The sequence below is a fragment of the Paracoccaceae bacterium genome (genome assembly GCA_019454225.1).
Classification (GTDB): Bacteria; Pseudomonadota; Alphaproteobacteria; order Rhodobacterales; family Rhodobacteraceae.
Genome location: CP075370.1, coordinates 739,163 through 751,899, shown reverse-complemented (window position 1 = coordinate 751,899; position 12,737 = coordinate 739,163). Strand labels below are relative to the sequence as shown.

The window sequence follows — 12,737 nt, the reverse complement described above, 5'->3', positions numbered from 1 at the left end:
GCGGCAGAAGTTCATTGCGGCAGATACCGGCGCAACCCCAGCAGGTCGACGGTCAGGGCGCCCTCGCGCAGGTGCTGGCGCTTGATCTCTTCGTCGCTGTCGCGCTTCTCGGCTGCCATCAGGATCTCGGCGGCGCGATCGGCCGGCACAACGACAACACCGTCGTCATCGCCGATCACGATATCGCCCGGCGCGACCTGCACCCCCGCGCAGACGATCGGCTGGCCCAGCGTGCCAAAGGCGGTCTTGGTCGTGCCCTTCATGTTCAGCCCGCGCGCGAAGACGGGAAATCCCAAGTCGCGCAGGCCGGTCCCGTCGCGCACGCAGCCGTCGATGACAAGCCCCGTGATCCCGCGTGCCATGCAGGCGGTGGCAAGGATGTCGCCGAACGGCCCGGCCTCCAGTTCGCCGTTGAAATCCACCACCATGACGTCACCGGGCCGGGCATGCTCGATGGCCGCATGAATGGTCAGGTTGTCGCCGGGCGGGCAGGAGACAGTCAGGGCAGGGCCTGCAAGCCGCATGCCGGGGTAGATCGGCTTGATGGCATGCGGCATCGCGCCGGTCCTGCCCAACGCCTCGTGCAGCGTGGCGGTCTGGAACGCCCCCAGCGCCAGGATCATGCTGGCCGGCGGGCGTGGTCTGGTATCCGGCATGTCGGTGATCCCCTGTCCGATGACTGCCCGCCCCTATCCTGGCACATAGCGCGACCCGATGATCGGCTTTCCGACGCCCAGTCCGGGCAGTTCCCACACGCCCGCACCGCCGGGGTTCTGGTCGGCGCCGATGAATGCGTCGATCAGGTAGGGGCGGTTGGTCGAGATCGCGTGGCGGATCGCATCGCCAAGGTCGGCGGCACGGTCGATGGTCACGGCCTCGACGCCAGCCGAGCGCGCCATGGCAGCGAAGTCCGGGTTGTACGGCTGGCCGGTTTCCGGATGGCGGAAATCGGTCGCAAGCTCTCGCCCGCCCAGATAGCCGCGCTGCAGACCCCGGATCGAGGCATAGGCGAAGTTGTTCCAGACCACCCAGACGGCCGGGATGTTGTACTCGACCGCGGTGCTGAGAACGTTGGGATACATGTAGAAGGCTCCGTCGCCACAGACGGACACGCAAGGCCGGTGGGGAGCGGCCAGCTTGGCCCCCAGAACGCCCGCCACGCCAAACCCCATCGGCCCGAACCCCATCGATCCGATCAGCGACTCCGGCCCGCGCGGACGGCAGTACTGGATCAGCCAGTTGTGGTGGATGCCGATGTCGCTGACCAGAATGGCATCGGGCGGCAGGGCACGGTCGATCTCGTAGGCGGCGCGCTGCGGGTGGATCGGGCTTGAATCGTCCAGGAAACCGGGCGCGATCAGCGCGTTCCACTCCTTGCGGTAGCCGTCGATCTGGTCCAGCCACTTGCGGCGCGCCGGGGTCTCGCCGCGGCCGTCGGGGCGGCGGTCAAGTTCTTCATGCAACTGCCGCAGGAAGGTCGCCGGTTCGGCCATGAGTCCCAGCGCAACCGGATAGTTGCGCCCGATTTCCTCGGGGTCGATATCGACATGGATCAGCCGCGTCGGCGGGATGGTGAAGGAATAGCCAGGAATCCAGGAGCTTGACGTGCGGTCGTCGAACTGAACGCCAATCGCCAGCAGGACATCGGCCTGACGGGTCGCGTGGTTTGCCTGATAGTGGCCATTGCGCGCCACCAGCCCGAGGCACAGCGGATGTTCACTGTCGATGGCACCCTGACCGCTGGCGGAAAACGCCACCGGAATTTGCAGCCGCTCCGCCAATTCCACCAGCGCCCGCGTGGCGCGGGCGTATTTCACGTCCTGCCCCACCATGATCACCGGCTTTTCGGCGGCAAGCAGCATGTCCACCGCCTTGACCACGCCATCCGGATCGGCGCCGAACCTGGGCGAAATGTTCGCGCTCCAGTCGATCGCCTGCGGCGGTTCGGAGGTGGCGGATTCCTTGAAGATGTCGAAGGGCACATCCAGCACCACCGGCCCCGGCCGCCCGGTCACCATCGTCTTCCATGCCTGGCGCACGGCGGTCGGCACCATCTCGCCCCGCGTGGGCTGGAACACACGCTTGCAGACGGCCTTCACGGTCGAGGGAAAATCGGCCTGGTAGTGGCGATAGAGTTCCTGGAATGCGCCCTTGTTGAACTGGGTTGTGGGCACATTGCCGGTGATCGCCAGGAACGGAACGGAATCGAGGAAGGCATTGGCCAGGCAGATCGGCATGTTCGCCGATCCGGGCCCACAGGAGGTGAAGGTGGCCGTGGGCTGGCCCGACACACGGTAGAAGACATCCGCCATGAACCCGCTGACAGCCTCATGGTGAACCGAGATCGTCTTGATCTCCGCCGAGCGTTCATAAAGCGCGTCGATGAAGCCGATGTTTCCGTGTCCGCACAGGCCGAAGGCGTAGGGCACCTTTTCCTGGATCAGGTAGTCGACGATGACCTGTCCGCCGTTGAGCGTGTTGGTGTTCATGTGTTCCCCGTTCGGTTGTGGGATTTCGCGGCCGGCGTGGCGGCCTCCTAGAGGTTGAAGACGATCAGCCGTTCCTCGGTCATTTCGCGGATGGCGTAATGCGGCCCCTCGCGACCGATCCCGCTGCCCTTGACGCCGCCGTAAGGCATCTGGTCGGTGCGCCACGTGGAAGTGCCGTTGATGATGACCGCGCCGCTGCGCATCCGACGCGCCGCGCGCATCGCGACGGCCAGCGAGCGCGTGTAGATTCCGCACTGCAGGCCAAGCGGCACATCCGACACCAGATCGAACACCGCTTCGATGTCGGTGAAACGCTGCACGGTTGCCAAGGGGCCGAAAACCTCGCTGTTGACCACCTGCATCGCGGGTGTCACGTCAACCAGAAGCGTCGGATCAAGCTGCGCGCCGCGGCGCATTCCCCCCGTCAGCCGACGCGCGCCCATGGCAACGGCCTGCTCTGCCCAGGATTCCACGCGGCAGGCGGCATTCTCGTCAATCAGGGTGCCGACGTCGGTCTCGGGGTCGAGCGGATCGCCGGTCTTCAGTTTGGCGACCTCGGCGGCCATCCGCGCCACGAATTCGTCGTGGCGACTGTCGTGCACATAGATGTTCTGCACCGAGGCGCAGCTTTGTCCCGCCAGCCGCATCGCGTTGCGTGCGCAGACCGGCGCCGCAGCCGCGATGTCTGCATCCTCGTGGATGATCGTCTGGCCAGTGCCGCCCAGTTCCAGTGCCACCCGCCGCAGGCCCGAGGCGGCCTTGATCTCTTCCCCGACCTTGCCGGAGCCGGTGAAGGTGATGAAGTCCACGCGTGGGTCGCGCACCATCAGCGGCCCGGCCGAATGCCCGTAGACGACATTCAGAAAACCGGGCGGAAGGCCGGCATCCACCATGATCTCGGCCAGCATGTGCACCGTGCGCGGCGCCTGCGGGGGCGGTTTCAGAACCACGGTGTTGCCGGAGGCGAAGGCCGGGGCCACCTTGTGCGCAGCCAGGTTGAACGGCGCGTTGAAGGGCGTGATGGCGGCGATCACCCCGACAGGAAAGCGCAGCATCATGGCGATCTTGCCGGCGCCCATGGCCGTTGCATCCAGCGGCACATGTTCGCCCTGGATGCGGACTGCCTCTTCCGCCGACAGGCGCAGGGTGTCGCGCGACCGCTCGACTTCGGCGCGGCAGTCGCGGATCGCCTTGCCGGTCTCGCGCGTCATGACCTCGGCGATCGCATCCGCGCGCTTCGACAGGATGTCGCCCGCGCGGTGCAGGATCTCGGCACGGACATGGCCGGCCATCGCGGCCGCAGCGGAACGGGCGGCGTGGGCCGCTGCAATGGCGCGGTCCAGCTCATCCGGCGTTGTCTGCGGGGCGCGCGAGACCGGACCCCCGCGATAGGGGTCCGAAACGTCGTACTCGGCACTGCCGAATACCCATTCGCCATTGATCAGCATCGGAACCCGGACGGGTTCGGCAAGAGCCGGATGGGTTGCCTTGGGGGATGAAGCCGTCATGTCGGAAGCCTGCGGTCGGACATTTTCAGTATTCTAGCATACAGACCGGATCGTGAAAACATAGAGGAATTCGTGGTCCCGGTCGGTCATTTTCCGGTAAAGACCAGTGGGCCGAAGGATTGGTCCACCGACATGAACTGGATCAGGTTCACATTCACATGCGCGGGCCGATCCACCACCCACAGCACTGTTTCGGCCACGTCACGCGGCGTCAGAAGGCGGCTTGGGCCATACATGCTGTTCGCCCGCACCTCATCGCCGCGTTCGCGGACCAGGGTGAACTCGGTGTCGCCACCCTGACCGGGCTCCACGGTCGTCACCCGGACCATGGTCCCGAACAGGTCGGCCCGCAGACAGAGCGCGAACTGGCGCGCAAATGCCTTCGTCCCTGCATAGATCGCATTGCGTGGCGTCGGAAACTGTGCGGCAATCGACCCGATGTTGACGATGTGCCCCCGGTTCCGCCGCACCATTCCCGGCAAGAGCGCTTGGGTCCCGGCGATCAGCCCGGTGACATTGGTCTCTAGCATCGCCAACCAGTCGCCCAGCGCAGCCTCCTGCGCCCTGTCCCGGCCAAGTCCGATGCCCGCGTTGTTGATCAGCACATCCACATCGTGAAACGCCGAAGGCAGGTCGCCCAGGGCGGCCGCATAGCCCGACGCATCGCGGACATCGCAGCACAGGGCATGCGCGTTCTGCGCACCGAATTCGGCCACCAGCGCGTCGAGCCGATCCTGCCGCCGCCCGATCAGCACAAGGGCGGAACCCCGGGCCGCAAACATCCGCGCCAATTCAAGGCCAAAGCCTGACGTCGCCCCGGTGATGGCTATGGTCTGGCGTGTCACGCGAACCGTCCTGCCATCCGGAACCTCATGTCAGCCTCTGGCTGGTCTTGGGGTCGAACAGGTGCGCAAGATGCGCCTGCGGCAGCACGCGGATCTTGCCGCCCGGCCGCACGTTCAGACGTTCGCGGAACACGCCGGTTATCTCCTGCCCGTCCAGCCGCAACTGCGCCTGGGTTTCCGATCCGGTGGGTTCCAGAACGATCACCTCGACCTCGACGCCGGCATCCGACAGCAGGAAATGCTCCGGCCGCACGCCATAGATCACCGGCTGCCCGTCGACTGCCCGTGGTTTGCCAGAGATCGGCAGCCGCGTGCCCCCGGCCGTGCGGACATGCGGCTCGCCATCGGCATGCAGCGTGCCATTGATGAAGTTCATCGAGGGCGAGCCGATGAAGCTGGCGACGAACAGGTTGTTCGGCTGGTCGTAGAGCTCCAGCGGAGTGCCGATCTGTTCGATCACGCCAGCATGCATGACGACGATCTTGTCGGCCATGGTCATGGCCTCGATCTGGTCATGCGTCACATAGACCGTCGTGGTGCGCAACCGTTGGTGCAGTTCCTTGACCTCGGCGCGCATGGCCACCCGAAGCTTGGCGTCGAGGTTCGACAGCGGTTCGTCGAACAGGAACACCTGCGGGTCACGCACGATCGCCCGACCCATCGCAACCCGCTGCCGCTGCCCGCCTGAAAGCGCGCGGGGCTGTCGGTCAAGCAGTTCGGTGAGGCCCAGGATTTCGGCCGCAGGCTTCACGCGCGCCTCGATCTCGGCGCGCGACGCACCCTTGAGTTTCAGCGAGAACGCCATGTTGTCGCGCACCGTCATATGCGGGTAGAGCGCATAGTTCTGGAACACCATGGCAATGTCGCGGTCCTTCGGCGCCACGTCATTGACCACACGGTCGCCGATGCGGATCTCGCCGGACGTTACATCCTCGAGACCCGCAATCATCCGCAGAAGCGTGGACTTGCCGCAGCCGGACGGGCCGACCAGGATCACGAACTGGCCTTCCTCGATGTCGAAGGTCAGCCCGTGGATGACTTCCAGCGCACCGTAGGCCTTACGGACATCGCGAATTTCTACCGAAGCCATCTTTCCTCCAATCTGAATTTCAGGGGCGGGCAGGCATGCGTCACGCGGCGCCTGCGCGGGGTATGGGTGGGGCCGGGATGCGGTTCGGCCTGTGGCGGCGCCTGCGCAGGTGGAACAGCACGCCGATAAGGATCGGCAGAAGCGCAGGCAGGAACAGCACGTGATCGGCAGGCGGATCGACCTGCCGCACACGCCGTTCGCTGGCAGGCAGGGCATCGGCCGCGATCAGGCTGATGGATGTGGGGGCAACACCCTGCGGTATCTCCATGGCGAAGAAGTCCGGCTTCACCATCACCCCGGCAGCAGGCTCGAATTCCTCGATCACATAGCCGCGGGCCACACCCGGGCGTTGCACCACGCGGAACCCGGTGGTCGGCAGCGATTGCAGCCGATCGCCGCCATCCCAAAGCACCAGTTCGGCCTGCGGGCTGCTGGCCAGTTCCACGCCTTGTGGAACCCATATCGACAGGAAGGGGTCAGCCTGCTCGACCGACTGCGGCTGGAACAGGCGGGCGAAGTGCTGCGCCCCGAATTCGGCCACCGGCACGGGCTGGATGTACAATGCGCTGCGCCCGGTGGTGTAGATGGTTTCCTGCGGGCTGAAGCTGATCGCAGGCTGCGTCCAGCGGTCGCCCGGCCGCACCACGTAGCCGACGCCAGCCGACCGCGCAGCAAAGCTGACCAGCCGCCTTTCGCTGCCGGCAATCACCCCGCCCGCCGCGTCACGCATGCGCAGCGTGTAGCTTCCCGCCGGCAGCGCCACGATGGTCGCGGTTTCGGGTGCTGTCGCATAGGCGTGATAGGGTTCGGGTTCGGCGACGGTGAATTCCGGCGGCGGAGGTGGCAGTTGCGCAGGCTTGCGGGCCGCCAGCTTCAGCCAGGCCTCGACGGCCGCATGGTGCTCGGCCACAAGCCGTTGATGCAGCTGAGCGGCCTCGGCTGCCGCACGCCCGTTGAGCACATAGGTCTCGTAGACCTCTGCCGCCTGGGCGCCCCGCACGATTTCGGCACGGCCCGCGCCCACGCCGTCGGGATGCCAGACCAGATAGGGTTCGGGCGCAACCGGAACGACGCGGCCCGCCGCATCCAGGATCTCGAGCGTGCCCTCGATCACCGGCGCAGACCGCGACACGTCGCTGAGGTATTCGCGCGTGATCGGCCACCAGGACACCGCGGCCGCGCGCGCCTCCAGCACCACCGTCGTGTCGGCCATGATCACGAGATCGCCCGCCTCGGCAGGATAGGCCACGCGACGGTATTCCAGGCCATCCGTCACAAGCGGCCAGTACACGACCTGCCGCTCCTGCGCCGCCACAGGCGGGGCCAGCGCCAGCAGCGCCAGGGCCATGAACCGCCGCAGGAATGATCGCAGGGCGGTCATTCGCCCGCCCTCTGCACGCCGCGCCAGCGCAGCCACCGTGCGGCCAGCACGATCATCACACCCGATGCGGCCAGCGCGAACCCCGCGCCCACCGCCGCGTTGCGCCAGGCCCCGATGGCCACGCCCTCGGCAACGATGCGCTGCAGATAGGCGAAGGGCGACACCCAGCGCAGCACGGCATTCACCGTCGCCAGCACGTCACGCAGGGCGACGACCGGGCTCGACGGATTGTCGATGGGCACCAGCAGCACGATCGAATAGGCGGCCGTCCCGCCCAGCAGCAGCAGCGCCACACCGCCAAGGATCAGCACGGCCGAACGGACCCGCCGCGTACCGATCGAAAGGATCAATCCCAGGCTCAGCACCATCGCCGCCGGTATCAGTGAAAACACAAGGCTGGCCGCCAGCGAACCGGGCAATGCGAAGCCCGAAAGCAAGGACAGCGCCACGAGCGACAGCGCCAGAAGCGGCATCATGAGGGCATATGCCGCAAGCAGCCCCAGAACCTTGCCCAGGCAATAGGTGATCTCGTCCACGGGCCCGAAGAACAGCACTTCCAGCGTGCCGGATTCCCGGTCGCGCGCTGTGGATACCGCAGCACTGACCGCGAAGTAGAATGCCAGAACCAGAAGCGCGACATCCAGCGGCGCGCGGTAGGGATCGGCCGGTATCAGCAGCCTCGCAACCCGCAGCGCCCGCACGTCGATCAGCAGCAGCCAGATTGCCGCGACCAGGGCTATCGACGTCGCGACATAGACCCCGAACCCCGACAGGGCCGCCCGCGCCTCGCGCCGGGCGAGGGTGGCGATCGTGTTCAGCGCCGGAACATGGGGCACGCGCACGGTCATTCCGCGGCCGCGTCCAGCAGCGCGCCTTCGTACCGGGTCACCGCGACAAAGGCCTGTTCCAGCGTGGAATACTTGGCCACCGCGCCAGCCACCGTATCGGCATAGACCAGATGGCCACGCTGCATGATGCCCACGCGGTCGGCGACCAGCGAGATCTCGGCCAGGATGTGCGACGAAATAAAGACAAGCCGTCCCTTGTCACGCTCTCGGCAGATGATCTCGCGCACCTCACGCACGCCATGCGGATCAAGGCCCGATACCGGTTCGTCCAGCAGCAGGACCGGCGGATCGTGCAGCATCGCGCGGGCCAGCCCCAGTTTCTGCTGAAGGCCCTTGGAAAGATCCTGCGCCTTGTCCGACCAGCGATCCGACAGGCCGACATCCGCCAGCACCTCGTCAACGCGGCCAGCCGCGTTGCGCAGCCCGTAGAGCGCGGCAAAGAACATCAGGTACTCGCCGCAGGTCATGTCGCTGTAAAGATGCTGGGTCTCGCCCACGGCACCGACCAGCATCCTGCCGTCCCGGTCACCTCGCCGGACCGGGCGGCCGCAAACGCGCAATTCGCCCTCGTCAGGGGCCAGAATGCCAAGCAGCATCCGGATCGTCGTGGTCTTGCCCGCGCCGTTGGCACCGAGAAAGCCGTAGACCTCACCCGCGTTCACCGTCAGCGAAAGCCGGTTCACCGCGACGCGTGCGCCGAAACGCTTGGTCAGGCCCTCGATCTCGATCACGGTTGCGCCCCCCTGTCTTCCCGGCTCAGCCAAGATGCCGTTCGGCGCGGCGATAGACCCAGAAATACACGTTGGTCAGCACGCCGACCATCGCCAGCATCACCATCGCCACCGCAGCGGCATGGCCGATGTCGCCGATCTCGAAGGCGATGCTGCGGATGTAGACCGGAACGGTGGTGGTATAGCCCAGTGGCCCCCCGCCCGCTGGCAGATAGACCATGTCGAACTCGTTGAACGCCCAGATCGTGCGCAGCACCAGCAGGACGATGACCACCGGAAGAATCCACGGCAGCGTGATGTAGCGGAACTTCTGCCAGGCCGTCGCGCCGTCGATCTCGGCCGCCTCGTGCAACTCGGTCGGCAAGGTCTGCAGCCTGGCCAGAACGAACAGTGCCCAGTAGGGAAGGTACTTCCACAGCGACATGATGATGACGGACAGCATCACCCAGTCCGGATCGAACCAGCCTATCGGACGGCTGGAAAGGTGCAGCACGTCTATGATCAGCCAGTTGGCAACCCCGACTGTGTCGCTGAAGATCCAGCGCCACACCAGCACCGCAACGATGGCCGGCACCAGGTAGGGAAACAGCACCAGACCCCGCACGAAGGACCGGCCGCGCACCTGCTTGTGCAGCACCAGCGCCAGCGCGATGCCGCACACCATCTGGCTCAGCATCGCGCCGCCGGTCCACAACAGGCTGCGGTAGAACGCATCCCAGAAATCGGCTGAGGCCAGCACCTTCTCGTAGTTCGAGATTCCGACATAGGTTTCGCGGCGCGTCAGCGTGTTGATGCGGAAAAAGCTCGACTGGAAGGCAACGATCGCCGGGTAGACCATCACGAACAGCAGCACCATCACGGCCGGTGCGATCATCAGCAGGGCAAAGCCGTTGCCCGACTTGCGCCAGGACTTTGCCTTCGGGCGTGCCGCAGGCCCCGTCTGTGGCGGTTTTTGCTGTGCGCTCGCGTTCGACATCAACCTGGTGTCCTATGGTTCGATCCGGCAAGTTCGGAAGTTCCGGCGGCCGCTGTCACCCCTTGCGGGATGACAGCCGTGTCGTCGGTGCGTCAGCACCCTTCGGGGATCATTCCATCCCGGGCGCGCGCCAGTTCGGATCGGGCGGGGTGAACCAGGTGTTGTCGGCCTTCCACTCTTCCATGCCGACGCGATGCGCCTCGACGGCACGGGCATAGGCTTCTTCCACCGGCGCGTTCTCCAGGGCGATCTCCTGCAGCATCCGTGACACCTTGGGCTCGCCCACCATCACGCGCGACGCCCAGGGCATCGGCACCAGCGATTTCTGGTACGAACAGTCTTCCCTGATCGACCCCATGTTCTGCGCCTCGGCGTTGAAGTAGGTGGTCGCTTCCAGGATCGTCTCGACCCAGGGACGGTATTCCTTGATGTAGGGGTTGTCCTGCTCCAGCATCTTGGCCTGCACGTCCTTGATCGCCGGGGCGATGTGGCCCGGAACGCTCATCGAGTATTCGAGCAGCCGGTCGCCGGTGAACAGGAATTCGAGGAACTTCTTCGCTTCCTCGGGGTGACGGACAGTCGACCCGATGGCAAAGCTCGTGACCGCGCCATAGACCACGCGCGGCCCCTGCCCGCCGCGCGCCACGCGGGCCTCGCGGTTGCCGGTGACCTTGGCGATATCGGGCGCATTTGTCGCGACCTGATAGCCCAGGCGCCCCGGGAAGAGCGCCATCGCAACCCGACCCGCAACATAGGAATTGATCGGGTCGAGGCTGCCCCACGAATGGTTGCCGCTGGGCGCGAAGGCGTTCAACGCTGCATAGTCCTCGGCCGCCTGCTTGGCGCCCGCACGGTCGAAGGCAAGCGTGCCGTCGGCATTGTAGAAATCCCCGCAGTTCTGCCAGAGGAAGGTCACGAAGCGCTGAACCGCACCGCGGTTCGAGGACTCGAACGCGTTGCCGGAAACACCGTTCTGTCCGTCCAGCTTCTGCGAGGCCTCCAGCAGGCGCTCATAGCTGTCGGGCTCGCCGAGACCGGCCGCCTCGAACAGGTCCTTGCGCCAGTAGAGGGTTCCGGCCGAAAGGTCCGAGGTGAACTGGTACAGATGCCCGTCCCAGGGCCAGTACAGCAGCGACCCGGGGATGAAGTTCTCGATCCCCACGTTCTCGACGATGCTGTCAAGCTGCAGCAGATACCCGGCCTGGGTGAAGTCCGGCACCAGACGGCGCTCGATCTCGAAGATCCCCAGCTCGTCGCCCACCGACACCGAGTTGATGATCCGCGAGGCGCGGTTGTCGTTCGACGTCAGCTGCAGTTCGATCCCGATGTCCGGGTTGGCCTCCTCGAACTGCTTGATCAGCGACTGCATCTGGCCGACGGCCTCGGGCGAACTTTCTGCGGTCAGGAACGGCACGATCTTGCGGCCCTGCGCATCGGCGCCTCCGGCAAGAACCATCGACAGGGCAAGCGTCAGGGCCGATACCGAACCCAAGGCATAACCCTTTGATCTCTTAGGCATACGTCTTCCTCCCTAGTTTGTTCTTCGTTCGATCCGGCACAATAGGCACGGCACCGGCTGCGCGTTATCCCTTCAGGGCTCCGGCCCCCCATCCGGCGACAAGGTGCTTCTGCATGAAGCCCGAGAGAATGATCAGGGGGCCGGTCACCGCCAGCGCACCGGCCATGAGCCAGCCCCAGTTGTACAGGCCGCGCCCCATGAAGCTTTCCAGCCGCGGGCTGATCGTCATGTTGTCAGGGCTGGTCAACAGGGTGGCCGCGAACAGGTACTCGCTCCAGCCGATGTTGATGGCGACGATCCCCGTCGCGATCATGCCGGGCACGGCCTGCGGCAGAACGACCTTCCAGAATGCCTGGAACCTGGTCGCGCCGTCGATCATAGCCGCCTCTTCCAGCTCGATCGGGATCCCCGCGAAGAACGAGCGCAGCGTCCACAGGATCAGCGGCAGCACCAGCGCGGTATAGATCGGCGCCAGTCCCCAAAGGTTGTTGGCAAGGCCGAGGTTGAAGAAGATCTTGTACATCGGCAGCACAAGCAGGATCGGCGGGATCATGTAGATGTAGATGAAGGCCCGCGCGATCCCCTCGAACAGCGGCGACTTGTAGCGCGCGAGCACATAGGCCGCCGGGGCCGCCACCGCCATTGCCAGCAGCGTGGTCGCAGCGGCGATCATGCCCGAGTTGAACATGGCGATATGGAACTGTGTCGCCCCGAAGAACTGCGTGAAGTTCGCGGTCGTCCAAGTCTGCGGCAGCAATGTCGGCGGATACCGCAGAAGCTCGGCCTCCGATTTGAATGCCGACAGCACGATCCACAGGAACGGCAGCAGGATGACGAAGGCCACACCATAGACAAGCAGATGTCGCCCAAGAATGCGGAACTGTTTGATGGTCATCAGGCATTCCCCCATGCGCCACTGGCGTATTCGGCCAAACGGGCCTCCCTGCTGGCAGGGGCCCGGCGCATACTGCACCCTTCACGCGTCGAGTAGATCATCGGTATGCCAGTATGTCAATTGCCATCTCCCCTACGAAGGCAGCGGCGTTGTCCTTGCGCTTCTTCGAACCCGAAATCCCTTGCTGATCCATGCCGCACGGACCCGTCGTCCATGCGGGCAGTGCAGAGCCGCACTGTTTGCCCGGTCGCGCGCGTCATTCTGTGTGGCACACGCGGCAAACCCGTCCGATATCCACTGGCATTCCGTGACCATCCATATTCCGGCAGAAGTGACGGTAACGCCGAACAAAGGATAGGAAAAATGTCTTCTTGTTTGTTCAGGATTTACTATTTATTGTTCCCGAATGCGGGGCGTGCGACCGCCGGGCGTCTCCCCGATGCGTATCCTTGACC

At 65.3% G+C, this 12,737-nt stretch carries 11 protein-coding genes; all 11 read right to left on the bottom strand.

What is annotated here, in order from left to right:
- Positions 1 to 11 precede the first annotated feature (11 nt).
- The 11 genes from KF887_03585 to KF887_03535 all read right to left on the bottom strand — a co-directional run bounded on the left by KF887_03585 (position 12) and on the right by KF887_03535 (position 12,282).
- On the bottom strand, positions 12 to 623 hold the full coding sequence (locus tag KF887_03585; GenBank protein ID QYK42223.1) for a 4-carboxy-4-hydroxy-2-oxoadipate aldolase/oxaloacetate decarboxylase: 612 nt from the start codon (positions 621 to 623) through the stop codon (positions 12 to 14).
- Positions 624 to 689: 66 nt separating this feature from the next.
- Complete coding sequence (locus KF887_03580) at positions 690 to 2,489, bottom strand: thiamine pyrophosphate-binding protein (GenBank protein QYK42222.1); 1,800 nt, start codon at positions 2,487 to 2,489, stop codon at positions 690 to 692.
- 47 nt (positions 2,490 to 2,536) lie between these two features.
- Positions 2,537 to 3,997, bottom strand: coding sequence for an aldehyde dehydrogenase family protein (locus tag KF887_03575; GenBank protein ID QYK42221.1), 1,461 nt, complete (start codon positions 3,995 to 3,997; stop codon positions 2,537 to 2,539).
- An 86-nt stretch (positions 3,998 to 4,083) separates the two neighbouring features.
- On the bottom strand, positions 4,084 to 4,842 hold the full coding sequence (locus tag KF887_03570) for an SDR family NAD(P)-dependent oxidoreductase (protein ID QYK42220.1): 759 nt from the start codon (positions 4,840 to 4,842) through the stop codon (positions 4,084 to 4,086).
- A 25-nt stretch (positions 4,843 to 4,867) separates the two neighbouring features.
- Positions 4,868 to 5,932 (bottom strand): sn-glycerol-3-phosphate ABC transporter ATP-binding protein UgpC, encoded by a 1,065-nt coding sequence (gene ugpC, locus KF887_03565; protein QYK42219.1) that lies wholly within the window; start codon positions 5,930 to 5,932, stop codon positions 4,868 to 4,870.
- A gap of 40 nt (positions 5,933 to 5,972) precedes the next feature.
- Complete coding sequence (locus tag KF887_03560) at positions 5,973 to 7,313, bottom strand: hypothetical protein (protein ID QYK42218.1); 1,341 nt, start codon at positions 7,311 to 7,313, stop codon at positions 5,973 to 5,975.
- Positions 7,310 to 8,161, bottom strand: a complete 852-nt coding sequence (locus KF887_03555) for an ABC transporter permease subunit (GenBank protein ID QYK42217.1) — start codon at positions 8,159 to 8,161, stop codon at positions 7,310 to 7,312. The genes KF887_03560 and KF887_03555 overlap by 4 nt, the downstream gene beginning before the upstream one ends.
- Entirely contained in the window at positions 8,158 to 8,892 is a 735-nt protein-coding gene (locus tag KF887_03550; GenBank protein ID QYK42216.1) for an ABC transporter ATP-binding protein, read from the bottom strand. Before KF887_03550 ends, KF887_03555 begins: the two co-directional genes overlap by 4 nt.
- Positions 8,893 to 8,917: 25 nt before the next feature.
- Positions 8,918 to 9,868 (bottom strand): sugar ABC transporter permease, encoded by a 951-nt coding sequence (locus tag KF887_03545; protein QYK42215.1) that lies wholly within the window; start codon positions 9,866 to 9,868, stop codon positions 8,918 to 8,920.
- Between the two features lie 109 nt (positions 9,869 to 9,977).
- Entirely contained in the window at positions 9,978 to 11,387 is a 1,410-nt protein-coding gene (locus tag KF887_03540) for an extracellular solute-binding protein (protein ID QYK42214.1), read from the bottom strand.
- 64 nt (positions 11,388 to 11,451) lie between these two features.
- The gene (locus tag KF887_03535; GenBank protein ID QYK42213.1) at positions 11,452 to 12,282 is read right to left on the bottom strand and encodes a carbohydrate ABC transporter permease; all 831 of its coding nucleotides are present in this window, start codon (positions 12,280 to 12,282) and stop codon (positions 11,452 to 11,454) included.
- Between the last annotated feature and the right edge of the window lie 455 nt (positions 12,283 to 12,737).